At 69.7% G+C, this 15,578-nt stretch carries 19 protein-coding genes and 1 tRNA gene; 5 read left to right on the top strand and 15 right to left on the bottom strand.

Annotated elements, in window-relative coordinates:
- Positions 1-61 precede the first annotated feature (61 nt).
- Positions 62-137: transfer RNA gene (locus OG622_RS28660), tRNA-Arg, on the top strand.
- A gap of 533 nt (positions 138-670) precedes the next feature.
- Positions 671-907: a helix-turn-helix domain-containing protein gene (locus OG622_RS28655; RefSeq protein ID WP_371579497.1), complete on the top strand. Its 237-nt coding sequence runs from the start codon at positions 671-673 to the stop codon at positions 905-907.
- Between the two features lie 104 nt (positions 908-1,011).
- Here OG622_RS28655 and OG622_RS28650 read toward each other — a convergent pair whose 3' ends face one another.
- From OG622_RS28650 to OG622_RS28640, 3 genes are all read right to left on the bottom strand, one after another.
- Positions 1,012-1,185, bottom strand: coding sequence for a hypothetical protein (locus OG622_RS28650; RefSeq protein WP_371579496.1), 174 nt, complete (start codon positions 1,183-1,185; stop codon positions 1,012-1,014).
- Positions 1,186-1,465: 280 nt separating this feature from the next.
- Positions 1,466-1,684, bottom strand: a complete 219-nt coding sequence (locus tag OG622_RS28645) for a hypothetical protein (protein WP_371579495.1) — start codon at positions 1,682-1,684, stop codon at positions 1,466-1,468.
- 135 nt (positions 1,685-1,819) lie between these two features.
- Positions 1,820-2,164: a hypothetical protein gene (locus tag OG622_RS28640; RefSeq protein WP_371579494.1), complete on the bottom strand. Its 345-nt coding sequence runs from the start codon at positions 2,162-2,164 to the stop codon at positions 1,820-1,822.
- Positions 2,165-2,390: 226 nt separating this feature from the next.
- Here OG622_RS28640 and OG622_RS28635 point away from each other — a divergent pair, with 226 nt between their 5' ends.
- Positions 2,391-3,614, top strand: a complete 1,224-nt coding sequence (locus OG622_RS28635; RefSeq protein ID WP_371579493.1) for a transcriptional regulator — start codon at positions 2,391-2,393, stop codon at positions 3,612-3,614.
- Here OG622_RS28635 and OG622_RS28630 read toward each other — a convergent pair.
- Positions 3,595-4,257, bottom strand: coding sequence for an HAD family hydrolase (locus OG622_RS28630; protein WP_371579492.1), 663 nt, complete (start codon positions 4,255-4,257; stop codon positions 3,595-3,597). The genes OG622_RS28635 and OG622_RS28630 overlap by 20 nt on opposite strands.
- Positions 4,258-4,330: 73 nt before the next feature.
- Here OG622_RS28630 and OG622_RS28625 point away from each other — a divergent pair, with 73 nt between their 5' ends.
- Both OG622_RS28625 and OG622_RS28620 read left to right on the top strand, forming a co-directional pair.
- Entirely contained in the window at positions 4,331-4,528 is a 198-nt protein-coding gene (locus OG622_RS28625; protein WP_371579491.1) for a hypothetical protein, read from the top strand.
- Between the two features lie 61 nt (positions 4,529-4,589).
- A complete protein-coding gene (locus tag OG622_RS28620) occupies positions 4,590-4,793 on the top strand; it encodes a hypothetical protein (protein WP_371579490.1) in 204 nt (67 codons plus the stop codon).
- 26 nt (positions 4,794-4,819) lie between these two features.
- On the opposite strand, the gene OG622_RS28615 is transcribed toward OG622_RS28620, so the two are convergent.
- From OG622_RS28615 to OG622_RS28565, 11 genes are all read right to left on the bottom strand, one after another.
- Positions 4,820-4,987, bottom strand: coding sequence for a hypothetical protein (locus tag OG622_RS28615; protein ID WP_371579489.1), 168 nt, complete (start codon positions 4,985-4,987; stop codon positions 4,820-4,822).
- Between the two features lie 107 nt (positions 4,988-5,094).
- On the bottom strand, positions 5,095-6,264 hold the full coding sequence (locus tag OG622_RS28610) for a Fic family protein (protein ID WP_371579488.1): 1,170 nt from the start codon (positions 6,262-6,264) through the stop codon (positions 5,095-5,097).
- A gap of 884 nt (positions 6,265-7,148) precedes the next feature.
- Entirely contained in the window at positions 7,149-7,439 is a 291-nt protein-coding gene (locus tag OG622_RS28605) for a hypothetical protein (RefSeq protein WP_371579487.1), read from the bottom strand.
- Positions 7,440-7,492: 53 nt separating this feature from the next.
- The gene (locus OG622_RS28600) at positions 7,493-7,807 is read right to left on the bottom strand and encodes a hypothetical protein (protein ID WP_371579486.1); all 315 of its coding nucleotides are present in this window, start codon (positions 7,805-7,807) and stop codon (positions 7,493-7,495) included.
- Between the two features lie 199 nt (positions 7,808-8,006).
- The gene (locus OG622_RS28595; protein WP_371579485.1) at positions 8,007-8,780 is read right to left on the bottom strand and encodes an N-acetylmuramoyl-L-alanine amidase; all 774 of its coding nucleotides are present in this window, start codon (positions 8,778-8,780) and stop codon (positions 8,007-8,009) included.
- The gene (locus tag OG622_RS28590; RefSeq protein ID WP_371579484.1) at positions 8,780-9,301 is read right to left on the bottom strand and encodes a hypothetical protein; all 522 of its coding nucleotides are present in this window, start codon (positions 9,299-9,301) and stop codon (positions 8,780-8,782) included. The genes OG622_RS28595 and OG622_RS28590 overlap by 1 nt, the downstream gene beginning before the upstream one ends.
- A 65-nt stretch (positions 9,302-9,366) precedes the next feature.
- Positions 9,367-11,937 carry a right-handed parallel beta-helix repeat-containing protein gene (locus OG622_RS28585; protein WP_371579483.1) on the bottom strand — a complete coding sequence of 857 codons (2,571 nt, stop codon included), beginning with the start codon at positions 11,935-11,937 and terminating at the stop codon, positions 9,367-9,369.
- A gap of 16 nt (positions 11,938-11,953) precedes the next feature.
- Positions 11,954-12,580, bottom strand: coding sequence for a hypothetical protein (locus OG622_RS28580; RefSeq protein WP_371579482.1), 627 nt, complete (start codon positions 12,578-12,580; stop codon positions 11,954-11,956).
- A gap of 9 nt (positions 12,581-12,589) precedes the next feature.
- Positions 12,590-13,525, bottom strand: coding sequence for a hypothetical protein (locus OG622_RS28575; RefSeq protein ID WP_371579481.1), 936 nt, complete (start codon positions 13,523-13,525; stop codon positions 12,590-12,592).
- Positions 13,522-14,685, bottom strand: a complete 1,164-nt coding sequence (locus tag OG622_RS28570; RefSeq protein ID WP_371579480.1) for a phage tail protein — start codon at positions 14,683-14,685, stop codon at positions 13,522-13,524. Before OG622_RS28570 ends, OG622_RS28575 begins: the two co-directional genes overlap by 4 nt.
- A complete protein-coding gene (locus tag OG622_RS28565) occupies positions 14,685-15,563 on the bottom strand; it encodes a hypothetical protein (protein ID WP_371579479.1) in 879 nt (292 codons plus the stop codon). Before OG622_RS28565 ends, OG622_RS28570 begins: the two co-directional genes overlap by 1 nt.
- Positions 15,564-15,578 lie beyond the last annotated feature (15 nt).

Below are 15,578 nucleotides of genomic sequence, written 5' to 3'. Positions count from 1 at the left end.
AACCTGAATGAGATCCGTCCACCTTTGGGTGAATTTCAGACACGTTTTCCGACAGATCCCTGCCTTCGTAGCTCAGGGGATAGAGCACCGCTCTCCTAAAGCGGGTGTCGCAGGTTCGAATCCTGCCGGGGGCACCAGGTCAGACGGGTGAAGGCCCAGGTCGCGGAGCAAGTCTCCGGGCCTGGGCCTTCGTTCGCTGCAATTTGACTACACCCTCAGACAGTCTGACTACACCCTCACTCCACAAGGTCCACGCCTAAATCACGCCTAAACGATCATGGCGTCTGCGCAGGTCAGGGGCTGGAGAGTGGCTGCTCCCGCACCCAGCAACGTCGCGAGAGCGGGGATCCTTCAGTGCCAGGCCGTCGCAGAGGGGGGCACCAGTTGGGACGGCCTGGCACTTCGGGGTGGGGGGTGGGCTCTATGTCTAACGCGATTTACGTGCCCCCGTCATTCACCCGTTCGTGTGAACAATTGTTCTATTGATGGCAGCCTCTATGACCCTGCGGTGCGCGCCGTGACGCCGCAGGGTTGAGCTGCTCACAGCGCCTGGATCTTCGCGCCGCTGATCCCGCATGCCCCGAAAGTCGTCGTTCACGCTGATCTAGATCGGAAAAAGCCTGGTGTCACCAGGCTGACATATGATCCAGCAGCTCAGAGCGTGTGTCGAGTGCTCAGCAACCTGCCCGACGACCCATGGCTGCTCCAGCAACGCGAGCGCGTCGGCAGATGCATCCAGCAAGCCCGCATGCACCACAACATGACCCAGGACGCCGTGTACCTGGCGATCCCGCTGAATCGCAGCTACTACCAGGACATCGAAGCTGGCCGCGCGAACCCGTCTCTGGACACTCTGAACGGGATCGCGCGCGCCATCGGCGTCTCGCTGTCTGATCTGGTGCGGTGAGCCCGCCGCCTCGGGGGACGAGCGGCGGGCCCACACCAGGCCACCCCTACGGCGCGGGGCGGCCACCCTGGCGCCGGCGTCTGGAGGACCGGCGCGAGGGGGTCTCAACGCCGGCGGCGGCGCCCGTCGAGGACAGCCGGATACGACTGGCTCGGGACGCTCCGGCACAGCGGCTTGTGCGTGACGGCGGCCGGGGCGACACCGGAGGCGGAGTCCGGGGTGTGTTCCTGGTACTCGTCGTCGGGCTTGATCGGCTTCTGGCAGCGGTCGCAGAACATCAGGTCCTCACCTTCGTGGGGCGGCTCGTCAGGCCGTGTGTCTCCGCGCAGTCGGGGCAGGCGTACACGTCGGTGCTCATGTCGTGGGCGCCCAGGAAGCCGGTAGCCCTCCCTGCCCGCACTGCGCCGCGGATGAGTCGGGCCTCGCACCAGACGCAGTCCCATCCCCTGTACTGGCCGTGGGTGAGTTCGGTGGCGTCGGGGATCTCTGGGGGCCGGACTATCGGGCGTGCTTCATCACCAGCTGCTGCAGCGCTGCCTCCGCCGCCGAGGTCTTTGGTCATGTGCGTCCGCCGCCTGCAGTGGTCGCATTCACTCCGGCCCGACGAGCTTCGGCAGGGGTGGCCGTACGGAGGGCATCCGGGCTCGCGTCCCACTCCCTGCCGCCAGCGACAGGCCGCAGTTGTACGTACGGCCCCTCGTGCCCCATGACGCGGCCGGTCCGGTTCCGCTGAGTGTCCTGGACGATCTGGCCGATGGCCGGCTTGCTGGCGGTCATCGTCACCACGTCCTCCTCGCCGAGGAGAACGGTCGCCCCAGGGCCCGTGATAGATGTTGCATCGTCGATCTGCTCCGATCAGGTCGGCCATTGCCCCGGGACCGCGGCCGAGCGGTCGCCGGGGTACAGCGTCAGTCAGCCCGCCCGTTCCTCACCGACGCGAGGGCCGAAGGCGTCCTCGAGAGCCGCCCTCAGCGCCTGCGGGTCGGTGAGCATGCGGCCCTCGCCCGGGCACATCCGCCAGTGCGGGCCCGGCCCTTGGGTCCGGCGCGCGGGCGGGATCGCTACGTCGTCACCCGCGCGGACCGCCTCGGTGTGGTCGACGGACCAGCCGGCCGCAGTGCCGCACGGAGTGAAGAAGAAGACGGCCGCGCCGTCCTCGACGACAGCACCGCACCGCGATCCGAGGATCGCCATCGCGGCCAGGCCGACGACCTTCTGCGCACGGATCGCGTCCCAGTCCTGACCCGCGTGCTGCATCGTGCAGACCGACTGGGTCGATAAGGCGGCAGCAGGCATTGGGGGCTCCTCGTCACCAAGGGGGAAGGCGTGCGTACAGGCTGTCGCGACTGACGGCGCTTTCCGAGGACTTTGAGGGGACTCTTCGCGGCCGAGAAGCGGACTTTCTCTAGGCCTACCGGGTGACGAGTAGCCAGACTGAGGACCTGTAGCGACACTGACCCCGTGTCCGATACGGAGGTGGACGGTGGCCCAGGCCCCAAGCAACACCCGACTCAAGTCCGCGCGGATCGCCGCCGGCTACAACTCCCAGCAGGCCCTCGCCGACGCACTCAGCGTCGGCGTACGGCAAGTCCGCCGATGGGAGTCCAGCGCCCCGCCCTGGCCCCAGGGAGAGATGGCACAGAATCTCACACGCCTCCTCGGCCAGGACCTGCAATCGCTCGGATTCACCCCGCCCCCAGGCGCGCAAGCAGACAACGGCCGACGCCCGGGACTCGCCCCAGCAGCAGCCGTGGGCCTCGCTGCCGTTCCGACCCAGGCCGTCATCATCCAACCCGCCTCGGTCGCCGCCGACTTCGCCGCGGTCACCCGCGCGCACCGGCGCCTGTACTGGTCCGTCGCACCCGCCACCCTGCACCCCGCCGCCATCGCCCACGCCACCCTCGGCTGCGCCCTCCTCCCCGAAACCGCCGGCCAGACCCGCCGAGCCGTCGCGACCGCCCTCGCCGAGACCTGGCTCCTCGCCGGACGCATCGAGTTCTTCGACCTCCGCAACGCCGACCGCGCCCAGCAGACCCTGCTCCGCGCGCTGCAGGCCGCAGGAGAGGCAGACGACCCGCTGATCGGCGCCGCGATCCTCGCCCACACCGCGTTCATCCCGGCCTGGGCAGGCGAGCGTGACGCGGCCGTGGAACGGATGGTCGCGGCCCGCACCTACGCCCGCCGGGGGCCGGCGTCCGCCCAGCTGCTCGCGTGGCTGGACGCGGTAGAGGCCGAGTGCGAAACGCGATGCGGCCACACCCGCACGGCGCTGCACCTGATCGGCCACGCGGAGAACGTGCTCGAGGCAGGCAGCGAGTACTCCTCGCCGGAGTGGCTGGACTGGTTCAGCCCCGTACGCCTGGCCGCCTTCAAGGGCAACACCCAGCTCTTGGCCGGCCATCTGCCTCAGGCCCGCGCCACCCTGCTCGGCGTACTGGATGAGCTGGAGAAGACCGAAGAGAAGCAGACCACCGTCGTCCTCGGCGACCTGGCCGCCGTCGAGGCCGCGGCCGCCGACCCCGAGGCCGCCTGCAGGTACGCGCGCCGTGCGCTCGATCAGCTCGAGCGCACCTGGTACGCGATGGGCATGGACCGCGTCCGCGACGTACGCCGCTCACTCACCCCGCACCAGCACGAGGCGTGCGTACGGGACCTCGACGACCGGCTGTACGGCTGGGCAACGACCGTCAGTGCCCTCGCTCGTTGAAGTCCTTGATCAGGCCAGGCAGCTCGAGGAGGCTCTCCACCCGGAACGTGGGGAGAGCCTTGGCCTCCTCGGCGTTCCACTGGATCGTCGCCCACGGGCCCCGGCGTACGAGCGCCGTGCGCATCCCGGCCTGGGCGCCCGGGCGCAAGTCGTTGTCGACGCGGTCACCGACGTAGAGGATCTCGTCCGGCGCGAAGGGGACGACCTCGCCGACGCGGACGAAGAACGCCAGGTCCGGCTTGCTCGCACCCCAGTCGTCCGAGGTCCCGATCAGGTCCACGTCGTCCGTGAACAGCCCGCGCAGCAGACCGCCGGCACGCACGGTCTGGTTGCCCGCGATACCCAGCCACAGGCCGTCCGCGCGCAGCTGGGCGAACGCCGGGCGGACGTCGGTGTACAGGTCCTCCTCACCGAAGTACTCCGGCTGCCCCGCGTCCGCGCGCTTCTCCCGCTCTTCGTACAGGTCGAAGCCGGGCCGGAACTCCTGGAACGTCTCGCGGTAGTCGCGGCCTTGGGCGATGACCGCGCCGAACATGGACGCGAAGGTGTGCCTGGGTACGCCGAGCCAGTCGGCCCAGGTGCCGTACTCCCGCGTCTCGTCGACGAGGCATTCACCAACATCAAAAACCACTGCACGAATCATGCGGGCAGCGTACCCAGGGCCCTCACTGGCCAATTCCCACGGCCTTGTCGGCCCTTCGCCGTACGCTTCTCGTATGCCCACCGACCTCTCGTACCGTGGTTCCGTGCGGTCTGCGGCCGACCTCAACGAGCGGATCCGCACCCTCATGCTCGGCGCCGGCGGATACCTCCGACCCCACGAACGCGACGAGTACGAGCAGCTCGTCACCGCCTGGGCCATCGCCGACGCAGCCGAACGACGCACCCACCCCACGTACGCCGAAGCGGCCTGACCCCCAGCCGTCGGCCAGCCCCCGGCAGCCGATCCAACGCTGCCACTTAGGATCCCGTCACGTGAGCGACTTCGAATACCCGAGCGATCTGATCAACCTGGAGACGACGGCCTGGCAGGAGATCCAGGCTGGGCGACTCACCATCGCCACCGCAGACGCAGTCCAAAGCGCCATCACCACGTTCGCCACAGAGGCCGGTCTCGACCGGTACACAGTCGAGATGGGACTCAAGAAGATGGTCCGGCATACCGCACAAGCAGCCTGACCCACGACAGGAAAAGGCGCCTCGGATCACGAAGGCCCACTGACCGCCCCAGGGCGCCGCGTCGACAGGACGTACTCACGTTCCCCGGCCTGGAAAGCCTGACGCGCACGTTCCAGCAGCTCCGCATCGTCCTCGTAGCGTCGGTAGATCTGCTTCAGCGCGCGGTCGACGTTCGGATACGGGCGGTACGACATCAGCGTCTCCTCGGATCAGCCACACGATCACAAACCACAACGCTGTCCCCGGACATGACGAAACGGCCCTCGCCTCCCGAAGGAGAGCGAGGGCCGCGGGCGTACAGTCAGTCGTCTACGCGCATCGGCAGGAAGGCCCGGAGCTGGTCGGTGTAGGGCATGACCGCCCTGCCGTTCCTGCTCTTGGTGACCAACCTGCGGTTCGCCAGCGCGTTGACATCTCGGGGCACCGTGCGTGACCCCTTGCCTGCGTAGTCGCGTGCCAGACGCGGGGTGAGCTCCGGGATCTCGGCGGTTGGCGTCATGACGCCCCATGGCAGGTCCAGGACCAGGCGGCGCTGGCGCATGCACGCCGGCGTCTCGGACCCATCGAACTCTGCGTGCACGAAGTTCTGCCAGGTGACCATCATCTGCTGCCCCCGGATGGCCTCGATCTGCTCACGCAGGCCGTCAACGAAGCCCTGCAGGCCATACCGGATGAAGCCAGTGATGTCGTACGGCTTGCGGCTCGTCATCGCCAGCTGCCGGTAGTACTCGGTCCGCGTGCGGTTGTAGTGGTCGGACAGCACGTGCGCGGCCACAGTCGGTGCCCCTGCCGCCAACAGCAGCTGGAACTCCATGAGCCGCGCCGTCCGCCCATTGCCATTACCGAAGGGGTGGATCCAGGCCAGGTAGAGATGAGCCAGGATCGCCGAGATCAGCGCGACCGGCCTACGCAGAGGATCCTCGATCTCGGACAGGCCGTTCAGCCACCCACACAGCTGATCCAGCAGGTCGTCACACTCGTCCCATGGTGCGCCACGGTAGATGGACCCCACGAGGACACTGTCCGTGCGCACTTCGCCCGGGACAACGCCCTCCTCAGGAGGCAGGTCTTTCAGGACGATCGCGTTGAACTGTTTGATGCGCTCAGGCGTCAGCGCGAGCGGCCGCCCCTCGACGACGTCCTTGATGATGAGGTTGTAGCCCTCGACGATGTTGTCGACCTCCTGCCCCAGGTACTGCTGAGAAGGAGGCAGCACCAGCTCATGCTCGATTCGCTTGTGGACCTCCTCCTCGGACAGGGTGTTGCCCTCGATCTGCGTGGTCGCGTGTACGCCTTTCGTCAGGTACACGAGGTTCAGCTTGCGGGCCACGGCCGGCTGCAGCGGCACGCCTGAGATGTGCTCGCACTTAGAGATGGCCTCGCCCAGCAGCATCCAGCTGACGTGGTCCAGGTCGTTCAGGTCGAGCTGAAACGTGATCCATGGATGCGTGCCTCTGTATGTCCGTCCCATTGACCCCTCCGGCGCCCACAAAAGCCCAGTTCACATCAGGTGTGCTCCTAACATGGCCTGGTTTTTGTCCGTTGTACTGGCAGCGTACAGCGCTGCTAGCGGGCTGCAAGATGACGCCCGGCCAGTTCAGGTAAACCTTCCTACAAACACGGTCGACCCCGCCCTCCCGTTAGGGAGAGCGGGGCCACTGGTCGTTCACGCGAATCGTCGTCGGGGCTCGAGGGCCGCCGAGAGCGGGCTGGCCGAATCGTCTTCGTCTTCGGGTGGAGCGGTTGTACGACGGCACACCAGAGCCTCTGGATCCCACGATGGCGCCTGCAGCTCGTAGCCGTCCGGGCAGGTCTGCCCGTCCTGGCCCGGCTCGCCAGCAGGCCCTCGTTCACCCTGTTCACCCTGCTCGCCCGCCGGTCCGGCCGGGCCGGGCTCGCCCTGAGGACCAGGCGGACCCGCAGGGCCGGCCGGACCCTCCGCGCCCGCCTCACCCGGCGCGCCAGCCTCCCCGTCCGTTCCGTCCTGGCCATCGCTGCCGTTGCGCCCCGGGGATCCGGACGCCCCCGGAGACCCGGGCTTCCCGGTCTCGCCTGGTTCACCGGCTGGCCCAGCAGGGCCGGGGATGGGTACCGGGACCCGAGCCCGGTCATCGAGATCCTCGACGGCTTGGCTCGGATCGGGTGCCGCAGGCACCTCGCCTGCGGCCTTGACCTGTTCACGCAGCACACGCACATCGGAGGCGAGGGTACTGACGGCCTCACCGCGCCGGTCGGCCTCGCCCGCCAGCCCGCTGAAAACGGACCAACCAGCAACGCATGCCCCGGTCAGTGCGACCAGCCAGCAGAACACTGCGATCCACCGCCACCGCCCTGCGAGGGCCAGCTCTGCACGGGTCACGACGGGTCGCCTCCCGACTCAACGATGGTGATACGGAGGCGGGCGATCGTCTCCCGGTCCTCGAGCCGCTGCACGAGCAGTTCCTCGATCCGGGTGTCCTTCTGACCGATCTGCGTCTGCAGGGCATCACGCTGTCCGCGCATGTTGTCGCGCTCCTCCTGGACCTGGTCCATCTCGGCGACCATGCGCACGTTCGCGTTCTCTCCGCGCTTGCCCAGGTAGGCGACCACCGACCCGGACAGGACACCGACGAGCGCGATCATCGCTCCGATAGTGGCAGCGTCCACGCGCTCCTCCTGGTGATCAGTCGTGCAGCCAGCCGCCGAGGCGGCCAGCGGTGTCACTCGCCGCCGTAGGCCCCGCCGTAGGAGCGGGGGCTGACCGGCGGCAGCGCCGACTCCGTCGGATACGCCGGCGGCCGCGCCCAGCCGAGGAGGAACCCCGCCAGCTTCTGCAGGACGGTGCCGCGGGCTTTGGTGCCGGCCAGCTCGAGGAGACGGAACAGGGCGTAGTAGGCGAGCGCCAGCGCGAGGGTGACCGCACCAGCCACCGCCTGGGAGTCGACCTCGACACCGGCCCACACGGCGAGGCTGATGAGCCAGCCGGCCACGAGCGGGACGGCCGTTCTCATGACCGAGATGAACAGAGCAGGCATGGCAGTTCCCTTCGAGGGGGCAGGCCGGAGACCGTCTCTGACCTGGGGTGTCATAGAGCGCGTAATAAAATCGCGCGGAAAGTTAAGGGTCTGGAGGCGTCCTACAGGCGGCAGATGCCGAGCAGGACCCGGAGCAGGTGCCCGGGCCCTACCCGCAGGCAGCAGCAGCCCGGACACACCAGCCGCTCGAACAGCCGCCTCACTTCGCGGGGAGCTTCAGCTCCTGGCCCACCGACAGCTCGTTCGGGTCGACGTCCGGGTTGAGGTCGGCGATCTCCTGCCACCGCCCGCCCTTGCCCAGCTCGTGCGCCGCGATCCCCCACAGCGTGTCGCCCGCCACCACCCGATACACACGGGTAGCCCCCGGCGACCAGGACGGCTTGTGCTTCAACCGCTCCGAGATCCGCGCCTCGACGTCCGCCCAGCCCAGGCCACGCGGGTCGACCTTCCCGACCTGCCACGCCAGATGCCGGATCACGCTGCGCACGGTCCAGCCGTGCGCCCGGCACAGCGCCGCCCCGGTGCGGACGATCGCTTCGACCTGCTCGTCCGGCCACGGGTCCCGGCCGTCGCCGAGGTTCTCGCACTCGAAGCCGTAGAAGTGCCGGTTGCCGTCGGTGTTGTTCTCGTTCGCCGCAGGCAGCGCCTTCTCCGCGACGACCGCCTTGAGGACGTCGTCGTCACCGGAGCCGGCGTGGTTGGCGCGGCCGTAGCCGACGAGGTGAACCTGGCCGTCCTTGGTGATGACGCCGTGGCACAACGGCCCGGGCAGACCCGCGTAGCCGTCGCGGCAGATCCGCACCGTCAGGGCGCTGCCGGAAGTCACGGTGTGGTGGATCATCACACCGTTGACGGGACCCCACGGGCCGACGTGGTTGCGGTTGTGGTCGCGCCAGTCGCCGACCTCGACGACGGTCACACCCTCGTTCTTCAGCGCGGCCAGGAACTTGGCGGCGGACAGCGGCGGCGCCATCACACACGCCCCGGCCAGGCCCAGGCACCGGGCCGGTCACCCTCGGCCGCCGAGGTGGCCCAGTAGGTGTCGTTGCCGTCCAGCAGCACCTGCAGGTTGGCGGTCACAGTGGCCTCGTCGAAGACCTGGACCACGACCGCCGGGAACACATCGCCCTCAGCCGCCCAGTTCCCGACGTGCCCCACGAACCCGGACCCCGCCTGCGCGCGGCCGTTCTCGTGGAAGTCCTTGCGACCTTGGTTGATCTGCTCGGCGTTGTGCTCGCTCAGCCTGTAGTGGACGATGCGCCCGATACTCGGCCGCTGCGGCGCCGGCTGCTCGCTCCGCACCGCCTTCTCCGCGGGCTGCTCGATGACGGCCTGGGCGACGGCGGCGGCCGCCGCGATCCACGCCTGCTGGACCTGGTCGCCGAGGTCGTCCCAGTCGGGCATCGGCCGGTCGTCGTGGGTGCGGTTGTTGGTGGACGCGCCGTACGCGGCGTACGCGTACTGGGCGAGCTCCATGGTCGATGGATGGGACATGCAGGACTCCTGACATGACGAAGGCCCCGGCCGTGGGCGCGGGGCTGCGGGGAGTGGGGGGTGGGTCAGCTGGTGTAGCCGTGCAACAAGATCCCGGATCCGGCGCCGAAAGCGCCGGCCGTGAAGGCGCCGGCCGTGACCGTCGGCGGGGTGGTCTGGCCGGTGTCGGTGCCGCCGAACCCGGGGCTGACGGACGCGAGGACGTCGGCAACCGACCCCTCGCTGACCAAGCTCGGCACGGTCGTGGCCTTGATCATGACGCCGAGGTAGTGCAGCCCGCCGTACGTCGTCGTGTACGAGGAGGCGGCGCCCGCCGTGGCCTGCGCGATCGCGAGCGTTTTGACCGTGTTGGCCGCCCAGGCGGCGGTCAGCTGGTCCGCGGTGCGGGCGAGCGCGACCCTCGACCGGTTGTGCAGGGTGAACCACCAGTTCGTCGGCGTCACCATCGCGGTGCCCCCGGACACGAAGCTGATGTTGGAGACGACCAGGCCCTGCGGCAGCCAGATCGGCACCAGGTACAGGGTCTGGGAGGTCGGGGTCGACGTCGTCCCGGACCGCAGGCGGCTGGTCGTCTCGTACCGGCCGGACGGGCGTACGAGCAGCTCGAGGGCGCCGGCCGCGTCGAACGGCGACGGCTCGTTGCCGGTGGACTGGTCGTCCAGCCCGGTGTCGAGCAGGTCGTTGCCGTGCCTCTTGACGTTCGTGCACGTGCTGGTGATGCCGATCCCGGCCGCGACCTCGTTGCCGCTGCCGTATTTCCGCACCTTGTTGCCGGTGATGAGCAGACCGTCGGCGGAGGTCGAGCAGCGGATGCCCCACGACCCGGCGGCCGCCCGGGAGGCGCCCTTGATGTAGTTGGTCTGCACCTGGATGTCGGAGCCGCCGATGACGTGGACCCCGTTCACACCGGCATCGCGCACCTGGTTGGCGGTGATGTTGATGCCCGTGCCGGTGTCGCACGAGATGCCCGAACCTGCCGGGGCGTAGACCCGGTTGGGGCCGACCACGCCGCCGATGACCTGTTCCTGGCTGATGGCGGTGCCGCCGGTGTTGCGGACGGTGTTCCCGGTCACGGTGTAGTCGGACGTGTAGTAGAGGCGGATGCCGTTCTCGCCGTCGTCGGCGCCGTCGACCACGTTGCCGGTGATCGTGACCCCGGTGATCCGGCCGGTCGTCTCGCCGAACAGGAGGATCGGGTCGTCGAAACCGCTGCAGTCCACGATGACGTTCCGGTCGATCGTCAGGTTCTCCATCACCTGGCTGGCGTTAGTGACCACGCCCGAGGTGTTCGTCGAGTCGGCGGCATCCGCGCTGATGATCGACCGGCAGCGGATCCCCGCCCCGCAGCCCTTCATCGTGTTGCCCGCGATCGTGGAGTCGTTGTACGCGTACGCCACCACCCCGTACTGCAGGCAGCCCTCGAAGGTGTTGCCCTCGATCTTGATCCGGCGGTGCGCGACGTCCACGGTCGCCGAGTGCGAGCCGATCCCACGCGGCCACGCGGTCGTGCCCGCGGTACCGGACGCGCCGACGTAGCAGTCCCTGATCGTGACGTCCTCGCAGACCGTGTTGTCGTACGGCCCGAACCCGCCGAACACACCCGAGCTCTTCGCGAGGTCGACCTGTACGGCCTCGCTGAAATCACGGCCGCCCGGGTCGACATACCCGAGGAACTTGCAGCGCTCGATCGTCGCGTTCTTCGTCGAGTTCAGTTCGATCGCGTGGTAGCCGGAGACGTCCTTGATCAGGATGTCGCTGATCGTCACGTTCCGGGCGTGCCCGATGGAGACGCACATCGCGGATGCGGTCAGGCCGCTGGTGGTGCCGCGCATGTTCCACAGGCCACCCTCGATGAGGATGTTCCCGTGGCCGGTGTAGCCGCCGAGGTCCTGGTCGCTGGTCCCGTTGAGGAGCATCGTCCCGGCGTAGTTCCGGCGGAACTCGGCGCCGGGCATGAGGGTGAGCCGGGTGTTGCTGAAGATCCGGAGGATCTCGCCGATCATGTAGGTGCCGGAGGGGACGATGACCCAGCCGCCGCCCGCCGCGTAGGCCGCGCTCAGTGCGGCGTTGATGAAGGGGGCGTCGTTGCCGGTCCCGTTGCCGAGGGCCCCGTACACGCGCGGGTTGTAGATCCGCATGCCGGACAGCTGCAGGTTCTGCGGGGTGAAGGTCCCCGAGACGTCCAGGTCGCCCTGGACGTCGAGGCCGTCGACGGTGGCCCCGCCGGTGACGTCCAGTCCGGCCTCGACGCTCAGTCCGCCCTCGAACGTGGTGCCGCCGGTGACGGTGCCGCCGTCCGCCTTGGACAGGGCGCCGGCGGCGGCGCTCGAGGCCTCCTGCGCCAGCTCGCGCGCGGCCTCGTACCAGCGGACCGGCGACCCCCCGGGCCCGTTGTAGGCGTACTCGATGGCCGTGACGTCGGCGGCCTTGAAGGAGCGGATCGCGCCGGGGGTCTGAGAGAGGTTGTCGTTGGAGCGGAGCTCGCTGATGGGGGTGGTGCCGTCGACCTCGTACAGGGCCGTCACCAACTCGTCGGTGCCTGCCCGGTAGACGAGGACCTCGAAGTCGGGGACGACGTTGCCAGCGGTGTCCTGGAGGACGGCGGCCGGGCTGCCTCCGTAGGTGTACTGCGTCACGCTGTGGGCCCTCCTTTCAGTCGATCCAGTACGCGCCGTTGATGGCGATCCACGGGGTGCCGACCGCGACCGGTCCGTCCTGGGACCACCAGGTGATGTCGCCGGCGTCGCCGAGCGTGGAGGAGGTGTCCGTCTCGAGGACCTCGAGTTTCCCGACGCCGATGACGACGTCGCCCGCGAGCGAGCAGGTCCCGGCGTATGCGCCGACCTGCTCCTGCGGGGTGCACGAGGTGGGGACGGTGCCGACCTTGACGCCGTTGGTGGGGATGACCAGGCCGTCGACACGTTCGATGCGGCCGCGCAGACTGACCTGGTTGCCGATGAGGCGGGCCTGCGGGGTGTAGCCGCCGGACACTTGATAGCCGGACGTCAGCGTGACGTTCTGCCAGGCAGGCAGCGGCTCCCACACGGTCACCCACGTGTTGGACCCGGAGTCTGTCTTGATCCAGGTGGTGCCGTCCTCGGCGACCGCCACGGTGTGCTGCGGCGCCGCGGACAGAGTGGAGTTGCGGTCGGCGAGGTCCTCGACGTGCTGGACCAGGTGCGGGTCGAGAGCGGTGGCCAGACCGGCGAGCGCATCGACGACGGCGGGCGCGTCCGCACCCGCGGGCACCGGCAGCTGTGCGTATCCGATGTTGGGCAAGAGGTGCTCCTACGCGGAGAAAGTGATGGTCAACTTGCCGCCGGTGACGGCCATGTAGTCGCGGCTGCCGGAGGAGTAGATCGCCAGCCCCTTGGCGTCGCCGCTCGCCAGCTGCGTGCGCCAGGAGGCGGGCAGCGTCGCGGTGCCGGTCGCCCCGACGGACAGGCTCAGCAGCTCCTCCGGCCCGTCGTCCAGATCGAGCTGGCCGGAGGGGGCCGAGGAGTGGTCGTGCAGGTACAGGTGCATCGGGCGTTTGGCGTTGACGCCGGAGCCCTGCTTCCTCGAGAACCTGACGGTCATCTTCGCCACGGTTTTGCCCGTGCAGGCGTTCTGGATCGCCGACCCGTAGAACCACGCCCCGCGCCGGTTGCCCCGACCCGTCCAGTCCCCTTGCGTGGGAGAGGCCGCGTACTCGTCCGGCCGGCCGTTGCGCCAGGAGCCGGCGTCCGTCGGTGAGATCGTCACGGGCTTCGGGGCCGGGACGCCCGGGGTGGTCGGCGACGGGTCTGCGACCGAGGCGACCTTGAAGTACAGCTCGAGCTTGCCGTCGATCTTGCGGACGTGGACCTCGGTCGCCTGCTGCCAGCCCGATCCGGCCGGGGCGCCGGTGCCGTAGGTGGCGGCCCGGACGACCTGGGAGTCCAGGGCGGCCTGGACGGCGATCTCTTCGGTGCTCTCCGTCTCGGTTTCGACGGGGTCGCCGCCGAGCCGCCACAGGACTACGGGGCGCGCGGACATGCGTACGGCCACCCAGTCGCCGGCCTTGCGGTCCCGGTAGGAGTCCGGGCACGGCACCTCCAGCATCAAGTCCCCGTTGCCGAGCTGCAGGTTGACCCGCCCGGATTCGGTGACGTCGGCGACCTCCAGCGAGAGCACGTCCCCTTTGCCGGATGTGCCGGCGCGGCGGGCGAGGGCGGCGCCGAGGAGGTCCGCGGGGTCGGTCACGTCAGCCTCCTGGTGGTGGTCCGGGTGGAGCAGGACATGGAGGCCGCGCCGAGCGTGTACGAGAGGGAGTCGATGATGTGCTGCTCGAACACGTCCGGTTCGGTTTCGACGGACACCAGGTCACCCGGCTCGAGGGCGGGGTTGCAGACGGCGGTCAGGGTGAGCGACGCGCGCACGCCGAGGCTGTCGGCGAGCTTGGCGGCCGCGACGTCGGAGGCCTGGTTCGGGGTGGTGATGACCGCTGACGCGTGCCGCTGCACCCGCAACCTGACCCCGTACAGGCCCAGGCGCTGGGGGGCGCCCGGGTCGGTGATCGGATCGGGTCCCGCGTAGGTGACGCTGTTCGGGTCGTTGTCCCACGCGAACGCGGGGCCGACGGCGGGGGCGCCGTCGCCTCCGTCGCCGGTGACGGCCCACACGTTGGCGAGGCCTTCGGCGGTCTGCTCGGCCGCGGGTTCCACCAGGGCGCCGCCCTGCCCCCGGCGGATGGTCCACACGACCGGGTCGTCCAGGGTGGGGACGGGGCCGACGGTGACGATGCCGCGGGCGTCCACCCAGATCTCCCCGGCCAGCGCCGAGACGATCCCGGTGTCCGTGCCCGTGGAGTCGGAGCCGCCGGACAGCACCATCCACCGGTCCTCGGTGGCGGCGATCTGCGGCACCTGCAGGTCCGCGTTGACGCCCGACCGCCACGCCACCGGGATCCCCGGCAGCGCCTCCCCGACGAGCCCTTCGACCAGGTCCCGGGCGAGCCCGGGCCCGACCGTCCGCGCGGTCGGAAACGACGCGGCGCGGAGCTCGTCCTCGATGCCGTCCAGCTCCACCGCCATCGTTCCCGACCGGTTCATGCGGGTGCGGGCGACGGTGTACCGGCCGGCCGGGAACCACACCGGGTCCGTGCGCGGCAGTTGCACGCCTTGCCACAGACGGACGTTGGTCGAGATGGCGTTGACACCGTTGCGTCCCCCGGCAACACCGACCAGCTCGGCGCCCGCGGTGTACCGGACGTCCGCGGTACGGTCCGCCGACACCGACGCCGACCCCGTCGCGAGCGAGCACCGGGTCCAGGTGCTGCCGCCGTTGTTGGACCACTCCGCCCAGTACGGCCGGCCCACCGCCTGCGGCAGGGCCGCCAGGACGTGCGCGCTGATCGGCAGCATCACACGGCCCCGTGCGTGGCCAGCGCCGTGAACGTCGAGTACGCGGCCTCGGCCGCGTCATACGACGCGTACGCCCCGGCGAGAACGTCGTAGGACCACTCCGGCATCCGCATCGGCTGACCCGTCGTGTCCGGCCGCTCCACCTGGATGACCGACGCGGTGAACGTACGCGCGGCATCCGGGGTGGAGTCGAGGGCCTCGGCCGGATCGGACAGCAGCACGTACATGTCGGGGCGGCGATAGGCGGGCTGGGTCTGCAGCAGCAGCACACCGGGCGTCGTCAGCAGCGCCCGGACGGCCTCGATCGCGTCGCCCTCCGCGTCCAGGGTGATGTCCGAGGCGGCCGCCCCGTACACGTCCTGCGCGGCCGCCGGAAAAGGACTGCCCGCCACGGTGGCCTGGTCGATGCGGGCCGTCCACGCCAGCTGCGGCCACGCGATCACGGTCACCCGCGCGGAAGCGCCCGGGAGATCGATCGACTTGAGCCACACGTCCGCCACCGGGGAAGGCGCCGGCACCTCGATCCCGAGAGACGACTCAGGCCCCCACGTCCCGTCCGCGTACTGCGGGCGTGCGGTGTAGGTGACGCCGACCCCGAGCGGGGCCTCACCGTCGTAGCCCTGCCCCACGCCCTCGAGCGCCCACGCCGTGTCCGCCCCGCGTACGGGCACCGGCGCGGCCGCGCCCGGGTCCTGTCGGGTAATCAGGACCCGGACGACGTCGGCCACGTCCGCGAGCGGGGTGGACGCGGTGTAGTCGACGGCCAGGACCACTCCGGCCCACGTGGTGTCGACGACGGCCGTCAGCCAGCCGTCCGGGCTGGTGACGGTCTCGGGCGGCGTGATGGGCGGCGCGTCCGGGTCCACGATCATCGGCATCCGGCATGCCCTCCT

Origin of the sequence: Streptomyces sp. NBC_01314 (assembly GCF_041435215.1) — a bacterium.
Classification (GTDB): domain Bacteria; phylum Actinomycetota; class Actinomycetes; order Streptomycetales; family Streptomycetaceae; genus Streptomyces.
This window is presented reverse-complemented; position numbering and strand designations above follow the sequence as displayed.

Bases quoted from the DNA above. Each gene is read 5' to 3' on its own strand.
- OG622_RS28570 (WP_371579480.1), bottom strand. From the start codon at position 14,685: ATGCTGCCGATCAGCGCGCACGTCCTGGCGGCCCTGCCGCAGGCGGTG.
- OG622_RS28615 (WP_371579489.1), bottom strand. From the start codon at position 4,987: ATGTCGTACCGCCCGTATCCGAACGTCGACCGCGCGCTGAAGCAGATC.
- OG622_RS28650 (WP_371579496.1), bottom strand. From the start codon at position 1,185: ATGTTCTGCGACCGCTGCCAGAAGCCGATCAAGCCCGACGACGAGTAC.
- OG622_RS28640 (WP_371579494.1), bottom strand. From the start codon at position 2,164: ATGCAGCACGCGGGTCAGGACTGGGACGCGATCCGTGCGCAGAAGGTC.
- OG622_RS28595 (WP_371579485.1), bottom strand. From the start codon at position 8,780: ATGGCGCCGCCGCTGTCCGCCGCCAAGTTCCTGGCCGCGCTGAAGAAC.
- OG622_RS28625 (WP_371579491.1), top strand. From the start codon at position 4,331: ATGCCCACCGACCTCTCGTACCGTGGTTCCGTGCGGTCTGCGGCCGAC.
- OG622_RS28645 (WP_371579495.1), bottom strand. From the start codon at position 1,684: ATGACCGCCAGCAAGCCGGCCATCGGCCAGATCGTCCAGGACACTCAG.
- OG622_RS28610 (WP_371579488.1), bottom strand. From the start codon at position 6,264: ATGGGACGGACATACAGAGGCACGCATCCATGGATCACGTTTCAGCTC.
- OG622_RS28630 (WP_371579492.1), bottom strand. From the start codon at position 4,257: ATGATTCGTGCAGTGGTTTTTGATGTTGGTGAATGCCTCGTCGACGAG.
- OG622_RS28600 (WP_371579486.1), bottom strand. From the start codon at position 7,807: ATGCCTGCTCTGTTCATCTCGGTCATGAGAACGGCCGTCCCGCTCGTG.
- OG622_RS28565 (WP_371579479.1), bottom strand. From the start codon at position 15,563: ATGCCGATGATCGTGGACCCGGACGCGCCGCCCATCACGCCGCCCGAG.
- OG622_RS28590 (WP_371579484.1), bottom strand. From the start codon at position 9,301: ATGTCCCATCCATCGACCATGGAGCTCGCCCAGTACGCGTACGCCGCG.